Origin of the sequence: Vibrio barjaei, from assembly GCF_001639065.2 — a bacterium.
In the GTDB taxonomy this organism is placed as follows: Bacteria; Pseudomonadota; Gammaproteobacteria; order Enterobacterales; family Vibrionaceae; genus Vibrio; species Vibrio barjaei.
On record NZ_LQXO02000034.1, the window covers coordinates 106,905 to 129,693 of the forward strand.

Sequence of the window (22,789 nt, forward strand, 5' to 3'; positions counted from 1 at the left end):
TTGATGAAAGCTCCGATTAAGCTATGTTTGAATAACGGGGTAAGACTAACGAATCCATCTTCATCGCTGAAGCGGCCTCTCTACTAACTAATTAATCAAAAATGTGTATTGGAAAAGAGTGTATTTGAAATGAATCCGTCGAGTGTTGTTCAAAACCAAGAAATGCGAATTTTTGTCATCAGTCTTCCCGATGCAACTGAGCGACGTGAACGAGTAAAGCGCATATTTAGTGAAACAAACTACCAGTTTACCTTTTTTGATGCAATCAATGGCAGGGAAGGCTTGCCTGAGCGACTAGAAAGAAGAGTCAATGACACATATCGCAAAGTATTCAGAAGCAGACCTCTGTCTCCAGGAGAGAAGGGGTGCTTTGCTAGCCATCTACTACTCTGGGAAAAATGTCTAGAGCTCGACGAGCCTATTGTTCTTCTTGAAGATGACTTTCTACCAACAGAGAGTTTCGAAAACGCCTTTAGTCAATTACCATTACTTATTAAGGATATAGAGTACTTAAGGCTAGAAAAGAGGACTTCAAAGTGGTTCCCTATAAACTCTGTTGGTGGCTTTGAACGTCGATTTTTGTTTGATAACTCATGTGGAACAACAGGGTATGTTCTTACTCCACAGGGGGCACAAAAGCTTCTTCAGCACAGTGAAGAATGGTTGTGCGCAGTCGATAATTATATTTCAGAATCTTTCCGTCATGGTATGTACAGCTTCAACATTTCCCCACCAGCTATTGAAGCCCCTCATGATATGGGTTCCCTTATTCAATGCGAAGAAAAGACTCGTGTTCCTTTGTACTTCAAACTCACAAGAGAGTTGAATCGTTTCTATAGATTCGTACGAATGACAGTAAGCAATAGACAATTTATTAACAAACTTCAAAATAAAGTGTCTGATTAGAGCAATAATAACGCCTGACTCTATGTGTTATTGATTGATAATGAAACTTACCAGCAAGGCATTAGCATGTTGACCAAGAATTTAAATAACAATCCAACCATTTCCATAGTTTGCCCTTGCTATAACGAGCAAGAGGTTTTAGGGAGCTTTATGAAGCGTATCAGCCAAGTCCTAGCTGATACTAGCTACTCGTACGAGGTAATACTAATTAATGATGGTAGTACAGATAGTACCCTAAAGGTCATGAAGCAGCTTCATGAACAGTACCCACAAGTTAGAGTTATTAACTTATCAAGAAACTTCGGTAAGGAGGCAGCGCTGACAGCTGGAATAGATGTCGCTCGCGGCGAAGTGTTGATTCCAATTGATGCAGATTTACAAGACCCACCGGAGTTGATACATGATTTCTTGCAAGAATGGGAAAAAGGGTTTGACGTAGTGGTAGCTAAGCGAGTCGATAGAAGTACCGATTCGTGGGCAAAAAAGCTAACTGCTGAGCTGTTTTATAAATTTCACAACGCCGTAGCACAAGTTGAAATTCCAGAAAATGTGGGGGATTTTCGCCTTATCAACCGTAGAGTGGTCAATGCGATTCAATTGCTACCCGAAAACCAGCGTTTTATGAAGGGCATCTTCTCATGGGTTGGATTTAAAACTTCAGTAATCGAATACAAGCGTGAGGCTCGCGAGGCAGGTGAGACTAGTTTTAACGGTTGGAAGTTATGGAACTTCGCCTTAGACGGCATCACTAGTTTTAGTACAGCACCTTTGCGAATCTGGCTTTACATTGGTTCGTTAATTTCAGCTCTTGCATTTATTTATGGGAGCTTTACCGTAATTAAAACATTGATGTATGGGATTGATGCACCGGGTTATGCGTCTACAATCACTATAGTGCTATTCCTTGGTGGCGTGCAATTAATTGGCATAGGTGTCATGGGAGAATATATTGGTCGCCTGTACATGGAATCAAAGCGTAGACCAACTTATATCATCGAAGAAGACAGCTACCTCAATAATACGCCAACCAATAAAAATAGCAAAAATGATGTCCACTCTGATTGAGCGTCTATTACAGTATAGGCTTGTCCGATTCGCATTGACCGGTGGCATAGCGACTGCTATTCATGTTGGCGTTGCTTTTATGTATTTGCACCTCATGCAAGATAACGTATTTGTCGCAAATGTCTTTGGGTTCAGTTTAGCGTTTGTTTTTTCGTATTTTTCGCAAACTCTACTGGTCTTCAAAAATCGCATAAACTTTGGAAACGCACTACGCTTCTTCATAGTTCAATTTGGTGCATTACTAGTGGCTCAAGGAATCAGTGAAATGTTCTCTGACCTCAATAGTTATCTGAGAGTAATTATGGTTGTGTTTATCCTACCAATCGTAACCTACATCATCCATAAGGTTTGGACATTTTCAGACAACCAGCCTTCACAACACACTAAATAAGTGAGAACAATCGAATGTCGTTAAACTCAAAAGTCGATCGCGCTTTTACTTGGCTTTATGCATTAGGATTTTCTCTAGGTCTGCTTTTTTGCTTTATGTACGCTCAAAACCAGATCATTACGGGCGACCAAACCCAGATGCTCTACAAGGGCTATTTGGGCGTCTACCAAGGCACCTGGCTAAACTTTGGCAATGCAGCAAGCGCTGTAGGGAACGTTCCAGGTTCACTATCTACTTGGTTAATTGGAGGTCCATTATTATTGTGGGATTCACCATGGTCGCCTATGTTCCTCTTAATAGCTTTACGCGTTGTTTCTTTGATATTGCTTGATAATGTTATTAAAAATACGTTTGCCGGTAAACACTGTCAGCTTGCCCGACTAATATTTCTGGCCTTATACTGGTTAAACCCTTGGTTTCTTTACGATAGCATTCTTTATAACCCTTCATACCTCTGCTTATTTGCTGCCATGCATTTATGGTCAGCTTCCAAAATGAGGATAACCAAATCTTTTGGTTATACATTCATACACGTCCTCTCTATCGGCCTTGCAATGCAGCTCCACTATTCTTGGCCAATTTTAGCAGTGATATCGGGTTATCTTCTGTATCGTGATATGGGAAAAGTCTCTTGGTTTGGCGCTATTGCAGCAGTTCTTACAATTGCAGCATCACTGATACCCTACTTACAAGAAATTGCGAATCAGAGTTCCACCTCTCATGAAAGTGACCGCTATATCGGTTATGGCCTAGTGCATGTTTACCCAGTCCTTAAAGCTATACTCTATTGGCTACGTTATGGTTCAATGCTGTTTTCTAACAAAGTAATTGCTTATAGTGAGTTTGATTGGTTGACACAGATTGAACTCCTTAAACTGACCGCCTTAACTTTGTGGAAAGTATTTATATTCTTGGTCGGCGGTATCAGTGTAATTGTTTCAGCTCGATTAAATTGGCTTTGGTGGAAACGGATAAAACCAATTATTCTACGTTCGAAAGATGACATCACCTCGATCGCTTGGCTAGAGCTTTATGCCTTTGGGGCAATTGTTGGGGTCATTATAAGCGCAGCGCTCTCTCCAATCACTTTCTCATACTGGCATCTAATTCTTGTTTACCCATTTGCGATTATTCCTATTTCGAGTGGCGTTTTCAGATTTCTAACCCAGCAAAAGCGAGCAAACATAGAAAAAGTTTACTCTGACTCGAAGTTCTCACGTTGGGTTGAGCGGTACAGGTTTACTAGAGCAATTCGAGACACTTTCTCAAGTGATAAAAAGCTGCGAATTATGCTAATAGCAAGCTTCGGCTACTTACTAGCACTTAACGTGCTAGCCTCTCAAGATAGCCTAAAGTATTCATATAAGAGTGACTATGTGTCTCAGGTAAACAATTACTTGCTCAAAGAACGGTTATTACCTAACAGGAAGTAATATATGCTACGTTTTATATATACCGTACTGTTAACTTTGGTCTCTCCTTTTTTCTTATTTAGTTTATTTAAGAAAAAGCACGGCAGGCCGAGTGTAGGAAAAAGGTGGCGTGAGCATTTTGGCCTAACGCCACCATTGACAAACAAATCGTTTCAGCCCGTAGTTTGGTTTCATGCTGTCTCGGTTGGGGAAGTTTTAGCTGTTACTCCTTTAGTGCGCCAATACGCTTCCGAGAATCCAGAACATAAGATCCTCGTGACTACAACAACCCCAACAGGCGCAGAACAAGCGCTCAAACTTTCATCCATTGCAGAACATCGTTATATGCCGCTCGATTTTGGTTTTGCTATTCGTCGTTTCTTGAGAGTAGTAAAACCGATTAAATTGGTGATTATTGAGACAGAACTTTGGCCAAATACACTCACCGAAGTGAGCAAAGCCGATATTCCTATTATTGTGATAAACGCAAGGCTTTCCGAGCGTTCATATCGAAGCTATAGCAAAGTTCGCCCTTTCTTCTGGTTAGCCGCTCAGCACATTACTCGATTGTGTTGCCAGTTCAAGGAGGACGCTGAAAGATTCCGGCGATTAGGAGTGACATCAGACAAAGTATCTATCACCGGTTCAATTAAATTTGATATAAAAGTCAATGAACACACGCTTTATCAAGGAAAAGAACTACGTACAATTTTGGGTTCCAATAGACCAGTTTGGATTGCAGCAAGTACCCATGAAGGTGAAGATATTCAAGTGCTGGCCGCTCACAAAAAGATACTAGAAACAAATCCTAATATATTGCTTGTTTTAGTACCCCGCCACCCTGAAAGATTTAATGACGTTGAGCAACTTTGTAAGAAACAAAATCTCTCAGTAGTACGACGCAGTCAACACCTACATAAACTTCCAGAACACGCTCATGTGTTTTTGGGTGATACCATGGGTGACATGATGATGTATCTCGCTGCAAGTGATGTATGCTTCATGGGAGGAAGCTTATTGGGTAATAAAGTAGGAGGACATAATCTCCTTGAGCCCGCAGCAATCGGAGTTGCGACTGTTACTGGGCCTAGTTACTTCAACTTCTCTCAGATAGTAAAAATGTTATTGGAAGTTGATGCTCTAGAGGTCATCAATGATGAAGATGAGCTAGCGGAGAGTGTTGAGAAACTGCTCAATGATGATAGCCTCCGTCTAGGGCGAGTAAACGCAGCAAATAAAGTTGTAGAAGAAAGTGTCGGCGCACTTAACAGTACCTTGTCATACATTAGAGAAATGCCCTAACTTGCGGTAAATGATACAGAGCTACTTTTCAGTCCTGTATCATTGCACTTCTTTAAGTAGCACAGAAAAACAATCCGGAGCAAAGTGTATACTTTCCCTAGCCACTTCCTTATCAAAGGAACGACGTAATCTTCTCAAGTTATCCTGCTTCCAGGTATTACCTGATTGTTGGCGACATTTATCAAAGTCAATAATCCAAATTCTCCCCTGATCATCAATTAAGATATTATGGATATTGAGATCTGTGTGATTCACCTGTGCTTGATGCATCTTGCGAATTTCTTTACCAATCTTACGATACATTGACTTTGGCAACGCCTGCTCCCGCAAAATAGAAACAAGATCTCGAGCATTGGGGATTCTTTCACTCAACAAATCAGCTTTGTAATAAAAGCCTATTTTAGTTGCCTGTGCAGCGATCGGTCTTGGCACATTGACCCCAGCTTTAATCAAGGTTTGAAGCAATTGAAACTCTTGATAGCTGCGAGTTTTGTCCCAGCTCGAAAACCAATACTGGTCTTTCACCAATTTACCGAACAAGCCTCCACGGCGATAATGACGCAGCGCTCCCTCAATAGTTTGTGTTTCTACAAACCACGTTGTTCCGCGCCCTTGAGCGCTACCAATGACTCGGTTATTGTCTTGCCAATATTTAGGGTCAAACACCTTTTCGATAGGCTCCTTTAGCAAGCTTTCATCAAACCAGTAAGTTGTGTTGTTGTTTTGAACTGTTTTCAATTTCTTGCTCCAATATAAGGGGGCTACATGCAGGTGGAGAGTCATTTTCCATCCATCTGATTTTACATTCATTCCGCCCCCCTGCATAATCTTTACATCTGTCTCTAGCTTTGCGATTTTATGGCACTTTTTGATACCCCACCTCAATCTATCTGCGTTTTACGCCTGTCTGCCATTGGTGATGTCTGTAATACCATTGCAGCCGTGCAAGCCATTCAGACCTATTGGCCCGAGACTAAAATCACTTGGATTACTGGTAAGCTTGAGGCTCAGTTGTTAGAGAGCATTACTGGTATCAAGGTTGTTGTATTTGATAAGAAAGCTGGTTGGCAAGGCTACAAGCAGCTTTGGCAGCAATTGAAAGGACAGCAATTTGACGCTCTGTTACACATGCAATACGCATTTCGCGCTAGCATTGCGACGCTAGGCATCAAGGCAAAATATAAACTTGGTTTTGATGGAGAGCGTGCGCAAGACTTTCAAGGACTGTTTACTAATGTAAAAGTGCCTTCCCCAGGAAAAATGCACGTTCTTGATGGACTGATGGCTTTTGACGAAGCGCTGGGTATACCAGCCACAGAACCTACATGGCAACTTCAATACTCTGAAGACGATCATGCCTGGGCTAAGCAATATATTGCTAATAGGCGCAATTTGGTCATCGTGCCCGCGGCAAGTAAAGGCTATAAGAACTGGACCGCCGAAGGCTATGTGGATGTAATAGAACATGCGATACAGTTAGGCTGGAATGTACAACTCGCGGGGAGCCCTGCTCAGATCGAAATTGAGCTTAGTGAAAAGATTGAGAAAAGCCTCTCATCGCCTATTACTAATCTGGTTGGTAAAAGTAGCTTACTCCAAATGCTTGCCCTTCTTGATCTAGCCGATTTAGTTATTGCGCCAGACACTGGCCCTACTCATATGGCTAACGCCATGGGAACTCCAGTTATTGGCCTGTATGCTCACCATAACCCTAAGCGCACTGGGCCGTATAACTATCAGGATTATGTAGTGTCTGTCTATGAAGAGGCGATTTTAGCTGAGACGGGAAAACCTAGTGCAGAACTGAGTTGGCGGGCTCGAGTTAAGGATAAGAAAGCAATGCAGCGAATTTCGTCAGATAACGTGATTGAAATGTTCGATCGGGTTATCGAGGCGGAAAGATTAGGTTAATCCAAGGAGTAAACCCACTGTCATCCCCTTGAAAAAGGGGAACTCATGAAGCGCGCTGCGGAGTTGAGTACGCTTTAATTACTATGCCGTTAATCACGTAGTCGCTCGCTTTGGGAGATCCTCACTTTCGTGAGGATGACGAGATAATTGGGGACGGCGAAAATTTACGAATTACATTATCCCTCTATAATAACCGGGGTACAAACCAAGGACCATTACCGTGACCAAACCAACACTTGCTGTCGCAATGATTGTAAAAAACGAATCCAAGCACCTGCGTGCCTGTCTCGAGTCTGTGCAAGGCTGGGTGGATGAAATCGTCATTATGGATTCTGGTAGTACTGATGATACCGCGGAAATAGCAGCGGAGTTTGGTGCGAAGTTTCACGTAAATCCTGAGTGGCCAGGATTTGGACCGCAACGACGTTTGGCACAAAGTCATGTAGAGTCAGATTTTGTATTCTGGCTTGATGCCGATGAGCGAGTCACGCCAGAGCTTAAGCAAAGTATTGTAGAGGCTGTAGAAAAGAACCTACCCTCCACTATCTACCAATTTGCCCGCCTTAGCTGGGTATTTGGGCGCTTTATCAAGCATTGCGGCTGGTATCCTGACAAAGTATTGCGTCTTTATCCAACCAAACTAACTCAATACGATGATTCTTTGGTTCACGAAAAAGTTGAAACAAATGGCCACATGCAAGTTGAGACGTTGAAAGGTGACTTAATCCACTACACCTACGATGATATCCATCATTATTTAGTCAAATCGGCTGGCTACGCAAAAGCTTGGGCAGAACAACGAGAGAAACGCGGAAAACGCTCAAGTATCTCCCAAGGGATTATTCATGCCATTGCGTGCTTTGTAAAAATGTACATTATTAAAGCCGGATTCTTGGATGGTAAGCAGGGATTTTTGTTATCAATTTTGTCAGCGCACTCCACCTTTGTGAAATACGCTGACTTGTGGGTTAGGACAAGTACTGAGCCGCCCAAGGATTAAGTTCAGCAATCACCTTAACTAAATCAATGCGAGTCATATTCTCTTGGCTCGCTTTGTCCTCAGCTTTAGGTGGGCAGAAAGCAATGTGCCTACCGTCTGAGTTTAAAGGTTTCCAACGCAGCGGAGTTGCCGAACGCTTCGCAGGGAAAAAGCCGACGGTTGGAACGTCAAGAGCAGCCGCGATATGTAACGGGCCTGTAGAGCCTGCGATAAACAAACTCGCACACGCGAGTGAGCATGAAAAGTCCACCAGCCCATCATTTTTGTCATAAACAACACTTCGAATACTGTTGCTCGCAAGCAGCTGTTGCAGTTCTCTTGCTTTGTCTTGCTCTCCAGGACCCGCTGTCAGCACGATTTCTGCACTTTGTTCGATACTAGTAATCAATTCACAATATTGATCTAGAGATAGATTATTGGCTGAGCCACCACTTCCCGCATGTACGTAGATCCATGGTTTAGCTTTATTTAGTTCTAGCTGAGAAGAGAGCTTTTCTTTTTGCTTAGCTAACGCATCGAGGGAAAAAGAGAAATACGGCGCGCGTGGTTCAACAATTTTGATACCTTGGTCTGTCAAAAACGCTCGGATAAGGTCTAGGTTGTATTCATATTCTGGCTTAGCACTTTGCGAGCGCTTTTGTTTGATACGTTTGTTATAGAAGATTTGCGCCAGCTTAGTTGCAGGGGCGAGTCGGTATGGGATTTTTGCTTTCCAAACCAATAAAGCGTTATATGTCGTTGAGAATAAATTAATCGATGCATCGAACTTCGCACCTTTCAAGGTATTCACGAGTGTCGCCTGAGTGCGTTTATCCGCCTTGTCTCCACAATCAATAATCACTTCATCAATCCACGGACAAGCTTTGGCTAAAGCGACAGTATAGCTTGGTACAAGCGCAGTAATACGGCATTCCGGCATAGACGCTTTGAGCATCGCAAAGCTCGGCCAGGCCAACATAAAATCACCGATTTTATCGTTTCGAACTACCAGAATGTTTTTCATGTGATCTTTCTCTTTATCTCGTATACCTAGCGACTCAAGGATAATAGCAAGTCATTGGATTAATGATAACTGTTGCGTGTCTGTTTGTTCGCATCTATAAAATGTTACACTGAACAAAATTTCTTACTAGAGCAAACATTGTGACCCAAAAGCGTTTATCTCGAGTTATCTACCCTGGTACATTTGACCCTATCACCAATGGCCACCTTGACCTTATTGAACGAGCGGCCACCATGTTTGATGAAGTGATCATCGCGATTGCCGCAAGCCCGAGTAAGAACACCATGTTTACACTTGATGAGCGTGTTGAATTCGCCCAAGAGGTGACCCAGCATTTGGACAATGTCTCTGTCAAAGGGTTTTCCGGCCTCTTGGTCAACTTTGCTGAAGACGAAAAAGCCAATGTGCTTATTCGTGGTTTACGAACCACTGTCGACTTTGAATATGAGTTCGGGTTGACCAATATGTACCGACGTTTGCTACCTGGTTTAGAGAGTGTATTTCTTACACCAGCAGAAGAGCATGCGTTCATCTCTTCGACCTTGGTTCGAGAAGTGGCCATACATGGTGGCGATGTCAGTCAATTTGTACCACCTCTGATTGAAGCTGCACTTCAAACTAAGAAAGTCGTTTAACATTTGAATTTTGTTTATAAAATTACACTCCCTAACAATAGATTGATTGCCAATTTATTGACCTACACTTAAAGAATGTGTGAGACTTCGTGAGTTTTTATTTGGCAGGATGATATAGCTATCATCCTGTTTTGTTTGTAACAGAAATCCTGTTATCTGTTTTGGCGACAAGTTGGAGCTAACAAAATGATTAATAAAGAGCGAGCGCTGTGGACCTTGCTGATTGGTGCGTTGCTCATCCGCCTACTTTCTCTTGGACTTTATCCTCTTATGGATACGACCGAGTCACGTTATGGAGAAATGGCGAGAATGATGGTGGAAACCGGAAACTGGTTAACACCTCTATTTGATTATGGCGTGCCTTTCTGGGGCAAACCGCCGCTATTCACTTGGATGAGTGCTGCGAGCGTTGAGCTGTTTGGTTTGTCTGAGTTTACGTTACGTCTTCCACACTGGATTGCTGGTGTGTTAGTGGTCTGGGCAGCAGCTTGGTTTGCTAAAAAGAATGGTTATAATCCACTTGTTGCAGCCGTTGTGTTATCGACAACTCTAGTATTCTCTATATCTGCTGGCGCTGTGATGACGGATATGGCGCTCACTGTAGGTCTAACACTAGCAATGATAGGCTTCTATCAATGCTGGCGCGGTGAGACACTATGGGGTTACGTTGGCTTTGTAGGCTTAGCGATAGGTTTGCTAGCTAAAGGGCCGGTTGCCATCGTATTGTTTGGTTTGGCTGTGTTCCCTTGGATGGTGATTCAGCACGGTATTATCGGTGCATTTGTTGAACTATGGCGTCGATTCCCCATCATAAAGGGCACATTGTTAATGCTCGCTATCGCCTTACCTTGGTACATCATGGCAGAGCGTGCTACGCCAGGTTTCATTGATTACTTTATTGTTGGTGAGCACTACAAGCGTTTTGTAGAGCCTGGTTGGACGGGCGATCTTTACGGCTCTGGTCATCAAGAGCCAAAAGGTAAAATCTGGTTCTTCTGGTTGCTAGCGGTTTTACCGTGGTCGATCATTCTGCCAATTTTGATGTTGGTTCGCGCTAAATTTGGTTGGGAACAAGCAAAGCAGAATCACGGTTTTACCAGTTTTGCAATTTGGTGGGCGTTGTCTCCGCTGATTCTATTTACTATGTCGAGCAATATCTTGCCAACCTATGTTCTCCCAGGCACGCCAGCTATCGGTCTTTTGTTGGCTATTTTCTGGAAGAAAAAGGACACCATTTGGTTAGCTATGGCATCACTAATCGTTCCAGTGGCGCTGATTGCAGCAACTTACATGTTGGCAACAGGAAAGGTTGCTGATAATAGTGATAAGGCGATCTTTGAAACTATCGATCCTAATGTACGTACTTTCTACGTCTACCCAAGGTCATACTCAGGTCAGTACTACAGTAACGGTCAAGCTAAGGTGTTTGAATCGGATGACCAAGTGAAAGGGTTAAACGAGTTCTACATCATTTCATTCAAAGATAGGCAACGTGACTTTATTCCATTTAAGGAAAAGTACGACTGTAGCAAGCAAGCTGTAGCCGAGAGTCACGATAGAATGGCGTTGCTTTGTAAAATAAAGCCAAGTAACTAAAAATAAAAAGGGTCGGTATGCAAACATACCGACCCTTTTTTAACTTTGCTATTGGTTAGATACCGTACTCAGCACGATAGGCTCTCACCGCCTCTAAGTGCTCAGCGTTATCACCTTTCTCTTCAAGGAAGGTCACAAGGTCAGTTAAGCTTACAATCGAAATGACCGCACAACCGAAGTCACGTTCTACTTCTTGAATCGCTGATAGCTCGCCTTTACCCTTTTCTTGACGGTCAATAGCAACAAGTACGCCTGCTAGATCTGCGCCGTTAGCTTTAATGATTTCCATCGACTCGCGAATCGCTGTTCCGGCGGTAATTACATCATCAACCAACATAATGCGGCCTTCTAATGGGCTGCCAACCAAGTTACCACCCTCACCATGGTCTTTTGCTTCTTTACGGTTGAAACAGTATGGAGTATCCACATCGTGGTGGTCAGCCAGCGCAACTGCCGTCGTTGTCGCAATAGGGATACCTTTATATGCCGGGCCAAACAGCACGTCATAGTCAATGTCAGAATCTGCTAACGCTGCTGCATAGAAACGACCTAAACGTGCAAGGTCGCGGCCAGTATTGAAAAGCCCAGCGTTGAAGAAATAAGGGCTTTTACGACCAGATTTAAGGGTAAATTCGCCAAATTTTAGAACTTCTTTTTCTAGTGCAAATTCAATAAATTCACGCTGGTATGCTTTCATTTTTCTCTCTCTTTAATTTTATTCACAATGTACGTCGCGTCACCCACGCAGTACAATCGTCATCCCCTTGAAAAAGGGAATCTCGTGCAACAAGTGACTCACATAATTTGAACACAGCACTCGCAGACAAAGATCTTCACTTTCGTGAGGATTACGTTTTTTTGATTAGTGTTTTCTTTACTCAAAAAAATAGCCCCCTTACGGGAGCTATCAATCAATCTTCTAATGCCAGCTTCTGAGCTGTCACGATCTCGGCAATACCTTTATTTGCTGACTCCAGCAATGCCATTAATTCTTTGTGGGTGAACGGTTCGCCTTCAGCGGTCCCCTGAATCTCAATCATTCGGCCGTCTTCAGTCATTACCACGTTCATATCAGTATCAGCAGCAGAGTCTTCGGTGTACTCCAGATCACATAGGATATCTTCGCCTAAGATACCAACCGATACCGCAGCAACATGGCCTTTCATTGGGTTCGCTTTTAGTTTGCCTTTAGCGACTAAATGAGCGAACGCATCCGCCATTGCCACACTTGCACCCGAAATAGACGCCGTACGTGTACCACCGTCTGCTTGAATCACATCGCAATCAACAGTGACCATGATTTCACCCATAGCCTCTAAATCAACAACAGCGCGAAGGCTGCGGGCGACTAGGCGTTGGATTTCCATAGTACGGCCGCCTTGCTTACCACTTGCTGCTTCGCGACGCATTCTCGAATGCGTTGAGCGTGGTAGCATGCCGTATTCTGCCGTTACCCAGCCTTTACCTTGGCCTTTTAGCCAACGAGGGACATTTTCCTCAACCGTTGCATTACACAACACTTTGGTATTGCCGAACTCGACTAATACAGAACCTTCTGCATAAGCGGTATAGTTGCGAGTAATTTTTATTGGGCGCACTTGGTCTGCTGCGCGATCATTTGGACGCATGGACATTACCTTTGTTGGGGAAGAGGATTTGGTTGGGCGAGGATTATAGCGAAGATGGCTTTACGGGTCTAGCATCCTAAGTGCTAGGGACAATTCAAAACATCTACCATTGGATATCTCAACGTGTATGACTTAGCGCACCTCACTATGCTAACATGAAGACAGTTTGAACAATTTATCAATCCAAGGAAATCAATCCATGATCTACAGCATGACCGCATACGCGCGTAAAGAAGTCAAAGGTGACTGGGGTAGCGCAGTATGGGAAATCCGCTCAGTAAACCAACGTTATCTAGAAACTTACTTCCGTCTTCCTGAGCAGTTTCGTGGTCTAGAACCTGTACTTCGTGAACGTTTCCGTAAACGCCTAGCACGCGGTAAAGTCGAATGCCACTTGCGCTTCGAAGCAAACCCTGCTGCAAAAGGTGAGCTAAGCATCAACGAGACACTGGCTCAGCAAGTGATTGGTGCAGCAAAGCAAGTTATGACAATGACAGGTGAAGATAGCCGCCTAAATCCATTCCAAGTGATGCAATGGCCAGGTGTAATGGAAACACCAGAGCAAGATATGGATACCATCAATAAAGCACTGCTTGAGGGTTTCGAACAAGGTCTTAGCGACTTCATCGATGCTCGTGCTAGTGAAGGTGAAAATATGAAGGCGCTAATCGTCCAGCGTCTTGAAGCGATCGCTACTGAAGTAGTTAAAGTCCGTGCTCGCATGCCAGAAATCCTTGAGTGGCAACGTGAACGCCTACTGAGCAAGTTTGAAGAAGCAAAAATCGAGCTTGATGCCTCACGCGTAGAGCAAGAACTCATTCTACTGGCGCAGAAATCAGACGTTGCTGAGGAACTGGATCGCTTAGACTCTCACGTAAAAGAGACAACCAACATCTTGAAGAAAGGAGGCTCTGTAGGTCGTCGTCTTGATTTCATGATGCAAGAGTTCAACCGTGAGTCGAACACACTGGCGTCTAAATCTATCAGTACAGATATCACCGCGTCGGGGGTTGAACTTAAAGTTTTGATTGAGCAGATGCGTGAACAAATTCAAAATATCGAGTAATATTAGCTTAAAGCTGACCCCATAAATAAACAGGCACAGATAATGAAAAATGTAGTTTACTCCACCACCCGTCAGTGGAATCCGGGAGATGAGTTTATCCTAATGGGTACCCAGTACTTACTTGAAAAGGTTATCGGTAAACACAACCCAATCATTTTTAATCGTAACCCACAGATTAGACGAGCTCGAAAATACGATTTCATCAAAAAAATCGATAACACCTTAGGCAAAGACTTTGTTGAAAAGTTTTTAGATAACTCGGTAAAAGATCGTATGCCTATGGACTACGCTGACTTTGCTGTCTTCGCAGGTTCACCAGAATGGCGAGGCTTAAGGACGAGAAAACTGTATCGTTCTATTTTAGAATATGATGTGCCAACCCTTTTTATGGGATTAGGTACAAGTAGTCCCGTTCACTTTGGAGATGAGAGCTTCTCTGAGGACGAACAAAAAGTCTTTAAGAAGGCAAAATTAATTACTTGTCGTGATAATGATAGTTACAACGGACTTAAAGAAATTGGCGGCCATCAATTACCATGCCCTGCGCTCTTTTCAAGTCGAGATTATAGAAAAGTAAACAAGGTCAAGAAAATTGGCATACTTTATGGTACAGCAAGTGCAGTTGCATGTAACAATGTCTCTCAGACAACCTATGATTTCATGATGAAGAGTTACCGAGCTATTCTAGAAAAGTATAGTCAAGATTATGAAATCGAGTTTGTAGCGCATTATATTGATGAGCTTTCCGAGTTTAAGAAAGATTTTCCTAATGAGACCCTTAGATACTCGTTTGATGCCAAAGACTATCGCGATATCTTCTCTGAGTACGACTTGATGATTGGCTATCGTGTTCATGGCATCGGAATGTGTGCCTCACAAGGTACTCCAGGAATTATGATTGCGCACGATCCACGAGCAAGCACTGTTAAAGGTTTTCTAGCAGAAATGGTTGATCTGAGTATCAGTACAGATGACTTCCTCAAGCTTATTGATTCTACAATAGAGAATATCGCAGATAAGAGTGAAGCATTATTGAAACATAGACACAATGTCGAAGAACAATATATCCAGCTCTTGACTAAGGCAATAGGCACAGAAGCTTAATCGATATCGAAAAGTCCCAGTTAACCAAAACGCCCTTTGCCCGCATAGGGCGTTTTGACATATTGAATTTGATTTGACAATAATTGAGCGAATCCTGTCTATTGTACTAAATCTGAGAGCTTAGTGTGCAGCATCCTCCCTACAACAGACACTTCTCTTTTTTCGATATTTCCACACCATAAGTGGAAATTGTTGTGGCCCACTCTCCTTTGTTTTCACTAAGAGCATATGAAACGAGAAAATCTAGATATCCGATTCCACCCCATAAATTGGTTTATGAATGGGACATTACTCAGCGCTATCGTGCGGTCAGTTTTTGTGAGCCTATTATTGGTTATTGCTGAAGCACTAGTAAGAGCCCATTATGATATTGTTCCAATAGGCGAACCTTACAATATCCCTTTGTTTGTTCTTATATTCGGTTTACTAATTAGCTACTCACGCTCCTGGTTTGCTGCAAGCATTTTAGGTGGATTCTTATTTTTATCTTATGCAATTCAGCTATTTAGCATCTCTAACTATGGTTATTTCATAACGCCAATAAAGCTGTGGTTGTTATTCGAGAAATTTCTGGAAGTACTAATATCTGGAAAAGATGCGGCTAAAACGATGGGGGTAACATTCTTCGCTATCTTTCTAGTCTTTTCGGGACTCGTTTTGTTATTTATGGGTCGTAAAAATATCCAAAATAAGAAACGCTGGGTAAGTATCATTGCAGTTGCTATCGTCCTTTTTTATCCCGTTCGACAGAGCATTAACCAATCTAACACTCTCGGTAGATTGCCAGTTATGTACCACTCCACTATAAAGAGCTCATTTTACACTTGGGGGTATTTCGCCGCCCGAGTGGTGCCAGAAGAAGTTTTTGGACTTTCTAGAGTAAAACCGTTTAAAAGCGAAGCACCGTCCTATGTTTCAAGCGGCAGCGCTCATAATATAGTCGTTATTATGGGCGAAAGTCTATCATCCGAATACATGAGCGTTTACGGCTATTCGGAACCTACAACACCATGGCTTGAAGAACAATCGAAGCAAACTAATCGCTTCATTGCAGAAGGTTACTCTGGAGGGCTCTTTACCGACGTTAGCCTGCCATTTTTCTTTAATGCTATAGCCAAACCGAATGGTGTGAAACAAATTGGTAGCGGCGATACCAACATCTTCCGTCTAGCAAAAGAAAATGGTTACCACACTCACTTCTATTCTACACAGGCAAATTATGGCTTAAGTTTAATGTCTTTACTTGGTAGAGGTTGGATCGATCATTATGATGACTCTTACAGCATAACGAGCAACAGTTATAAAGGGGTACTGGACGACGAATTATTGAATTGGTTAGATGGTGTGGACCTAAATGAAAAGAACCTCATTATTCTTCATCAAACGGGTTCACATATGCCATATGCAGAGAGAACGCCAGACAGCTACAAGCCTTTTGGATCTGATACTGACTATGCAGAATATATGAATAGTGTTCATTATACAGACGATCTGATTAAACAAATTCAAACTCGCCTAGAGCAAAAGGCTCCCGAAGATTGGGTACTTATCATGACATCAGATCATGGTCAGTACGTGACTAAGAGCACTGCTGGTCACGGAAACTTTAACCACGAGTCTAATTACAAAGTTCCAATCTACATTTCCTCAGATAAAAAGAGCAATATTGACTTGGCTGAAGTAACCTTAGCCAAATGCGATAGAGTCTTTCAGATTCAACTTTCTTACTATCTAACTGAGATGATAGGTTATAGCTATCCAGCCCCTCCGAGCTGTTCAAAAGGTTACGTTGCAGGTTCTCGTTTGACTGGCGATAACGGCTTCCTTAGAGTTGACAACAAAGGCGAGGAAGAATCAAAAATCGTGTTTGAGTAAACACCATCGAACCAACACATTATTTAATTAACAAAGCAGGCGTAATTGCCTGCTTTTTTTGCTAACTATGCTTGAAGAGTAATTATAACAACACCAAATACGCCATAAACACCACAGACAACACATAAATCACAGGATGCACCTGTTTCCCTTTCCCTGCCACAACCATACTAAATGCATAACTGATAAAGCCCATCGCCATACCGTTTGCTGGTGAGAAGCTTAATACGGTAAACATAATGGTGAAAAAGGCAGCGATGCGAGACTCTTTCTTTTCCCATTTAATATCGCCTAAGCGACCAATCATATAGATACCAACCACGACCATAGCTGGCGCTACCATTGCCGCAGAGAATAACGAGAACAACGGGTATAGGAAGAGTGATAACAGGAACAGACCCGCTACAACAACTGCCGCTAAGCCAGTTTTTGCACCTTGCGATGAGGCAATACCAGACTCTGAGAATGCCGTGACTGATGTGGTACCAAACATTGAACCCATTACTGTACCACCTGCATCAGCAATTAGCGCTGAGCGTGCATTAGGCACCTTACCGTCTTTATCAATGATGCCCGCATCACGACCTACCCCTACGATAGTACTGAGTCCATCGAAGAAATCGACAATCAAAAAGATGATCATAATAAACAGCAGATCAAACATCTTTTCTGCGGTAATTCCTGAGAAATCAAAGATGGCACCAAAGCTGCTCGCCATGCTTGGTGGCATTGCCACGAGTTGCTCTGGGATCGGTGCATTGTTGGTTCCCATAAAGGTATCAGCTAGAATCGTAAGCACGATGGCGGACACAAAAGAGATAAATGTCGCCAACTTAATATCGCGAACCATACAGCCTAATGCGATAAAGATACTGATATACGCGATGATGACTTTCGGATCAGAAATATCGCCCATACTGACGAGAATAATTGGGTTAGATATGATAATGCCCGCATTCTTGAGGCCAAGAAACGCAATAAACAAACCAAGAGAAACGGTAATAGCGAGTTTCAAATCTTCTGGAATCGACTCAATCATTGCTTTGCGTATTTTAGTTAGCGATAAAATGAGATAGATAACGCCCGAGAAGAAGATGCCAAGCAGCGCTTCATGCCAAACCAATGCCACTGAACCACTGAGCAACATACCTTTAAAGAAACCGTTCATGCTCATGCCGGGGGCAAGCATCACTGGGTAGTTACCGAAAATACCCATGATTAGCGTAGCGAAGGCCGCAGCCAAAGCCGTTGCCGTAAATACAGCGCCACGCTCCATTCCAGGTATATCACCCAAAATGGCTGGGTTTACCGCCAAAATGTAGCTCATAGCAAGGAAAGTGATAAAGCCAGCGTATACTTCGGTACCGATAGTGGACTTACGCTCACTCACTTTGAAGGTGGATTCGATGATAGAAGGGCTAGCTTGGCGTTGCCCGGTTAATTCTGCACTCACAGTAGGACCTATAGCGATAAAATGGGGGACGCAAACGTATGCGCGATGAAAATATTGGCGCGAATTCTAATCAGACTCAGGAATAAATCAATGCTTTTGTGAGTTATTTTTATCTCTTTAAAAACAAGGTGTTGATATTTAAGCAAACGTTTGCCCGCCAATCAAAAAGCACAGCATGCTTCTGCGATGTTATGCTCCCTTTTTAAATGCAGCCGCTCGTTACCTGAGCACTCACCGGATGACTTGTCGAGCTCCTAGTAAACATGATACTCTTCGCCTCCATTTTTCTGGCCGATTTTTAAACGTTTTGGTCAGTGAACGTATAGAATAGAAGTATCAAAGAACGATATTCTCTACCCCTTCAACCCAAGATGTGGACTCTGAAAAATGATAGGTAAAGGTACGCTTTATATCGTGTCAGCACCAAGCGGCGCTGGTAAATCGAGCTTAATTTCAGCAATGTTGGAAAAAAACCCGACATACGCAATGAAAGTATCAGTGTCTCACACGACTCGTGGTATACGTCCTGGTGAAGAAGATGGCGTTCATTATCACTTTGTTGAGAAAACCGATTTTGAATCGTTGATCGAGCAAGGTGCGTTTTTGGAATACGCCGAAGTCTTCGGAAACTATTACGGTACCTCTCGTCTATGGATTGAAGAGACACTAGAAAAAGGCATCGATGTATTCTTGGATATCGACTGGCAAGGTGCTCGTCAAATCCGTGAACAAATGCCAGAAGCGAAAAGTGTCTTTATTTTGCCACCATCTAACAGTGAGTTAGAGCGTCGCTTGAACGTACGTGGCCAAGACAGTGATGAAGTGATCGCCAAACGCATGAGCGAAGCGAAGTCAGAAATGTCTCACTACAATGAATACGACTACGTCATTGTCAACGACGACTTCGACGGCGCACTTGTCGATTTTAAAGCTATTTTGCGTGCTGAGCGTCTTAAACAAGACAAACAAGCGGTGAAATACAAAGGTATGTTGGACGCCCTACTCGCCGAGTAAGGTGGTTTTAACCACTTCCTTGCAAAGTGAGGCTCGAAATAGGGCCTCACCCTAAGCAAATAATGCAATAAACCAGAAGTAACAGTAGCTAATAGGATCATTTGTGATCTAGAATCTAAACGTAATAGCCTGTATACTTTCTCGTCATCAAAAATTTAGTTAACTATTGGAGTTCTTATGGCACGCGTAACTGTTCAAGACGCTGTTGAAAAAGTTGGTAACCGTTTCGACCTAGTTCTTATTTCGGCTCGCCGCGCACGTCAGATGCAAATCGGTGGTAAAGATGCATTAGTGCCAGAAGAAAATGATAAGCCAACGGTTATCGCACTTCGCGAAATCGAAGAAGGCTTGATCACTAAAGAAGTACTAGATGCACGTGAACGTCAAGAGCAGCAAGAGCAAGAAGCTGCAGAACTAGCGGCAGTAAGCAGCATTGCTCACACCCGTTAATTTCTAGTACCTAATCAGAGTTCCATCGACTTTCGGGCCTAAAATTTGTACCTATTCGATAGCCTTAAAGACGTTGCCCAAGAATACCTAACAGAGCCTCAAATTGAGGCTCTGCGTCAATCTTATGTGGTAGCAAGAGATGCCCATGAAGGGCAGACCCGCTCTAGCGGTGAACCATACATCATCCACCCAGTTGCTGTAGCTCGTATCCTCGCGGAAATGCGTCTGGATATTGAAACGCTACAAGCGGCACTGTTGCATGATGTTATTGAAGATACGGAAGTCACCAAAGAAGAGCTAGAAGAACAATTCGGTACGACGGTGGCGGAACTCGTCGACGGCGTATCTAAGCTCGATAAGCTTAAATTCCGCGATCGTAAAGAAGCCCAAGCAGAGAACTTCCGTAAAATGGTTCTCGCTATGGTGCAGGACATTCGCGTTATCCTTATTAAGCTGAGTGACCGTACCCACAACATGCGCACGCTTGGGGCTCTTCGTCCTGACAAGAAGCGTCGCATTGCTCGTGAAACCCTTGAAATCTATGCGCCACTTGCGCACCGATTAGGTATTCACAACATCAAAACCGAGCTTGAAGAGCTTGGCTTTGAAGCGCTTTACCCAAACCGTTATCGCGTACTAAAAGAAGTAGTGAAATCGGCACGTGGTAATCGTAAAGAGATGATTCAGCGAATCCATAGCGAGATTGAAGGACGACTGAATGAAGTTGGCCTCAACGTTCGCGTATTGGGACGTGAGAAAAACCTCTTCTCTATCTACAACAAGATGAAAACCAAAGAGCAGCGATTCCATACCATCATGGATATCTATGCTTTCCGCGTCATCGTAGATACTGCAGACACTTGTTATAGAGTTCTTGGTCAAGTCCACAGCCTGTATAAGCCACGTCCTGGTCGCATGAAAGATTACATTGCGGTACCAAAAGCGAACGGTTATCAATCCTTACACACCTCAATGGTGGGCCCTCACGGTGTTCCAGTAGAAGTACAAATTCGTACTGAAGACATGGATCAAATGGCGGATAAAGGTGTAGCAGCACACTGGGCATACAAGGGTAATGGCGACCGTACTGGCACCACTGCACAAATTAAAGCGCAGCGCTGGATGCAAAGCCTACTTGAGCTACAACAAAGTGCTGGTAACTCCTTTGAATTCATTGAAAACGTAAAATCGGATCTGTTCCCAGACGAAATTTACGTGTTCACACCAAAAGGTCGTATCGTTGAACTGCCGCTTGGCGCAACCGCAGTAGACTTTGCTTACGCCGTCCATACCGATGTGGGTAACACCTGTGTGGGTGCGCGAGTGGATCGTAATCCATATCCACTTAGCAAGGCACTGAAAAACGGCCAAACCGTCGAAATCATCAGCGCCCCAGGGGCAAGACCTAATGCTGCATGGCTTAACTATGTGGTGACTTCACGTGCCCGCACTAAGATCCGTCAGGTTCTGAAGACAATGCGCCGTGAAGAATCTGTAGTTTTAGGACGCCGCCTGCTGAACCATGCTCTAGGCCGTCACTCTGTTGATACTATCTACCCAGAAAACATCAACGAAGTGCTGACCGATCTCAAACTGGGCAGCATTGATGACCTGCTAGCCGCTATTGGTCTTGGTGAGTTGATGAGTATCGTTATTGCTCGTCGTCTACTTGGCGATACCGATGAACTGACACAAACCAGTTCAGTGCCAACGTCGGGTAAACGCTTACCGATCCGTGGTGCAGAAGGTATCTTGCTGACATTTGCGAACTGCTGTCACCCTATTCCAGATGATCACATCATCGCACACGTTTCTCCGGGCCGCGGCTTGGTGGTACACAGAGAAACTTGCCCGAACGTTCGTGGTCACCAGAAAGAGCCAGATAAGTACATGGCGGTTGAATGGAGTGACGATTACGAGCAAGAGTTTACTGCTGAGCTAAAAGTTGACCTGCAGAATCACCAAGGCGCGCTCGCAGAGCTGACCAACGTGATTGCTAAGACGGGCTCAAATATTCACGGTATCTCTACAGAAGAACGCGATGGCCGTTTGTACACCGTCACTGTACTGCTGACGACCAAAGATCGTGTTCACCTAGCTGGTATTATGAAGCGCATTCGCGTGATGCCACATGCACTGCGTGTTAGACGTCGTAAGAACTAGCACAACTGCTTGATCTAATACGGGTTCGATAATTATCGAGCCCGTTTTATTTGGAACCTATTGATGAACTTAGAACGCTACACTCGTATCCAAGAAGTGCTTAAGGCACGCCAACCTGACCTGACTTTACTGCTAGAACAAGTCCATAAGCCCAATAATGTCTCAGCGGTCATTCGTACTGCCGATGCTGCTGGGGTGCATAAGGTTCATGCTGTTTGGCCGGATGAGAAAATGCGCACTTTAAGTCACACCTCCGCTGGCGCTAGAAACTGGGTTGAGGTTGAAACTCACGATACTGTGGCTGATGCCGTTCTCACGTTAAAATCTCAAGGTATGCAGGTACTGGCCACTAACCTTTCCGAAAATGCTGTCGACTTTCGTGATATCGACTACACCAAGCCAACCGCGATTATTCTTGGTGGTGAGAAGCACGGTATCACTCAAGATGCGCTCACCGAAGCGGATCAAGACATCATTATCCCTATGGTAGGCATGGTGCAGTCCTTAAACGTTTCAGTCGCCAGTGCACTGATTTTGTTTGAAGCTCAAAGACAGCGCCAGAATGCCGGCCTGTACGATCGCGATGTCAGTGCTCTGCCCGAAGAAACAATCCATCGAATCCTATTCGAACGCGGCCACCCCGTACTAGCGAAAGTTGCCAAGAAAAAACGCCTCCCTTATCCACCACTCGATGACCAAGGCCAAATTGTGGCGACAGAAGAGTGGTGGCAGGAAATGCAGAAAAAATAGAACTGAGTATGGTTTAAGGCTGGTTTTATAGTTCCTTTGAAGCGCTTCGGCAATCACACACCAGA

Annotated in this window: 21 protein-coding genes; 16 read left to right on the forward strand and 5 right to left on the reverse strand. The window is 43.7% G+C overall.

Annotated features, from left to right (window positions below):
* The first annotated feature begins 129 nt into the window (after window positions 1–129).
* The 5 genes from AWH66_RS17025 (at window position 130) to waaA (ending at window position 5,076) form a co-directional block, all read left to right on the forward strand.
* Window positions 130–906: a glycosyltransferase family 25 protein gene (locus AWH66_RS17025; RefSeq protein WP_240495633.1), complete on the forward strand. Its 777-nt coding sequence runs from the start codon at window positions 130–132 to the stop codon at window positions 904–906.
* A gap of 66 nt (window positions 907–972) precedes the next feature.
* Window positions 973–1,971 (forward strand): glycosyltransferase family 2 protein, encoded by a 999-nt coding sequence (locus AWH66_RS17030; RefSeq protein WP_083400063.1) that lies wholly within the window; start codon window positions 973–975, stop codon window positions 1,969–1,971.
* Entirely contained in the window at window positions 1,952–2,362 is a 411-nt protein-coding gene (locus tag AWH66_RS17035) for a GtrA family protein (protein WP_240495634.1), read from the forward strand. Before AWH66_RS17030 ends, AWH66_RS17035 begins: the two co-directional genes overlap by 20 nt.
* A gap of 14 nt (window positions 2,363–2,376) precedes the next feature.
* On the forward strand, window positions 2,377–3,795 hold the full coding sequence (locus AWH66_RS17040; RefSeq protein WP_063603902.1) for a hypothetical protein: 1,419 nt from the start codon (window positions 2,377–2,379) through the stop codon (window positions 3,793–3,795).
* A gap of 3 nt (window positions 3,796–3,798) precedes the next feature.
* Window positions 3,799–5,076: a lipid IV(A) 3-deoxy-D-manno-octulosonic acid transferase gene (waaA, locus tag AWH66_RS17045; RefSeq protein ID WP_006071243.1), complete on the forward strand. Its 1,278-nt coding sequence runs from the start codon at window positions 3,799–3,801 to the stop codon at window positions 5,074–5,076.
* A gap of 39 nt (window positions 5,077–5,115) precedes the next feature.
* On the opposite strand, the gene AWH66_RS17050 is transcribed toward waaA, so the two are convergent.
* Entirely contained in the window at window positions 5,116–5,859 is a 744-nt protein-coding gene (locus AWH66_RS17050; RefSeq protein ID WP_143081529.1) for a 3-deoxy-D-manno-octulosonic acid kinase, read from the reverse strand.
* 75 nt (window positions 5,860–5,934) lie between these two features.
* On the opposite strand from AWH66_RS17050, the gene AWH66_RS17055 reads away from it, so the two are divergent.
* The gene (locus tag AWH66_RS17055) at window positions 5,935–6,987 is read left to right on the forward strand and encodes a glycosyltransferase family 9 protein (RefSeq protein WP_063603900.1); all 1,053 of its coding nucleotides are present in this window, start codon (window positions 5,935–5,937) and stop codon (window positions 6,985–6,987) included.
* Window positions 6,988–7,201: 214 nt separating this feature from the next.
* Window positions 7,202–7,987, forward strand: coding sequence for a glycosyltransferase family 2 protein (locus AWH66_RS17060; protein ID WP_240495635.1), 786 nt, complete (start codon window positions 7,202–7,204; stop codon window positions 7,985–7,987).
* Here the strand turns inward: AWH66_RS17060 and AWH66_RS17065 are convergent.
* Window positions 7,956–8,990: a glycosyltransferase family 9 protein gene (locus AWH66_RS17065; protein ID WP_063603899.1), complete on the reverse strand. Its 1,035-nt coding sequence runs from the start codon at window positions 8,988–8,990 to the stop codon at window positions 7,956–7,958. The two genes, AWH66_RS17060 and AWH66_RS17065, sit on opposite strands and share 32 nt — an antisense overlap.
* Window positions 8,991–9,130: 140 nt before the next feature.
* On the opposite strand from AWH66_RS17065, the gene coaD reads away from it, so the two are divergent.
* Window positions 9,131–9,625, forward strand: coding sequence for a pantetheine-phosphate adenylyltransferase (gene coaD / locus AWH66_RS17070; protein ID WP_063603898.1), 495 nt, complete (start codon window positions 9,131–9,133; stop codon window positions 9,623–9,625).
* Between the two features lie 186 nt (window positions 9,626–9,811).
* Entirely contained in the window at window positions 9,812–11,221 is a 1,410-nt protein-coding gene (locus tag AWH66_RS17075) for an ArnT family glycosyltransferase (protein WP_063603897.1), read from the forward strand.
* Window positions 11,222–11,276: 55 nt separating this feature from the next.
* Here the strand turns inward: AWH66_RS17075 and pyrE are convergent, their stop codons facing one another.
* Together pyrE and rph are read right to left on the reverse strand one after the other, a co-directional pair.
* Complete coding sequence (gene pyrE, locus AWH66_RS17080) at window positions 11,277–11,918, reverse strand: orotate phosphoribosyltransferase (protein ID WP_063603896.1); 642 nt, start codon at window positions 11,916–11,918, stop codon at window positions 11,277–11,279.
* 214 nt (window positions 11,919–12,132) lie between these two features.
* Entirely contained in the window at window positions 12,133–12,849 is a 717-nt protein-coding gene (gene rph / locus AWH66_RS17085) for a ribonuclease PH (RefSeq protein ID WP_063603895.1), read from the reverse strand.
* Between the two features lie 199 nt (window positions 12,850–13,048).
* On the opposite strand from rph, the gene AWH66_RS17090 reads away from it, so the two are divergent.
* The 3 genes from AWH66_RS17090 to AWH66_RS17100 all read left to right on the forward strand — a co-directional run bounded on the left by AWH66_RS17090 (window position 13,049) and on the right by AWH66_RS17100 (window position 16,894).
* The gene (locus AWH66_RS17090) at window positions 13,049–13,915 is read left to right on the forward strand and encodes a YicC/YloC family endoribonuclease (protein ID WP_063603894.1); all 867 of its coding nucleotides are present in this window, start codon (window positions 13,049–13,051) and stop codon (window positions 13,913–13,915) included.
* 42 nt (window positions 13,916–13,957) lie between these two features.
* A complete protein-coding gene (locus tag AWH66_RS17095) occupies window positions 13,958–15,019 on the forward strand; it encodes a polysaccharide pyruvyl transferase family protein (protein WP_063603893.1) in 1,062 nt (353 codons plus the stop codon).
* A 228-nt stretch (window positions 15,020–15,247) separates the two neighbouring features.
* Window positions 15,248–16,894, forward strand: a complete 1,647-nt coding sequence (locus AWH66_RS17100; RefSeq protein ID WP_038222279.1) for a phosphoethanolamine transferase — start codon at window positions 15,248–15,250, stop codon at window positions 16,892–16,894.
* Window positions 16,895–16,976: 82 nt separating this feature from the next.
* Here AWH66_RS17100 and AWH66_RS17105 read toward each other — a convergent pair whose 3' ends face one another.
* Window positions 16,977–18,347: an NCS2 family permease gene (locus tag AWH66_RS17105; RefSeq protein ID WP_063603892.1), complete on the reverse strand. Its 1,371-nt coding sequence runs from the start codon at window positions 18,345–18,347 to the stop codon at window positions 16,977–16,979.
* 390 nt (window positions 18,348–18,737) lie between these two features.
* Between AWH66_RS17105 and gmk the strand changes: the two genes are divergently transcribed.
* The 4 genes from gmk (at window position 18,738) to trmH (ending at window position 22,724) form a co-directional block, all read left to right on the forward strand.
* Window positions 18,738–19,361, forward strand: a complete 624-nt coding sequence (gene gmk / locus AWH66_RS17110; protein ID WP_063603974.1) for a guanylate kinase — start codon at window positions 18,738–18,740, stop codon at window positions 19,359–19,361.
* Between the two features lie 177 nt (window positions 19,362–19,538).
* Complete coding sequence (gene rpoZ, locus AWH66_RS17115) at window positions 19,539–19,811, forward strand: DNA-directed RNA polymerase subunit omega (RefSeq protein ID WP_063603891.1); 273 nt, start codon at window positions 19,539–19,541, stop codon at window positions 19,809–19,811.
* Window positions 19,812–19,856: 45 nt separating this feature from the next.
* Window positions 19,857–21,974 carry a bifunctional GTP diphosphokinase/guanosine-3',5'-bis pyrophosphate 3'-pyrophosphohydrolase gene (spoT, locus tag AWH66_RS17120; RefSeq protein WP_006071270.1) on the forward strand — a complete coding sequence of 706 codons (2,118 nt, stop codon included), beginning with the start codon at window positions 19,857–19,859 and terminating at the stop codon, window positions 21,972–21,974.
* Window positions 21,975–22,037: 63 nt separating this feature from the next.
* Window positions 22,038–22,724 carry a tRNA (guanosine(18)-2'-O)-methyltransferase TrmH gene (gene trmH, locus AWH66_RS17125; protein ID WP_063603890.1) on the forward strand — a complete coding sequence of 229 codons (687 nt, stop codon included), beginning with the start codon at window positions 22,038–22,040 and terminating at the stop codon, window positions 22,722–22,724.
* Window positions 22,725–22,789: the final 65 nt, after the last annotated feature.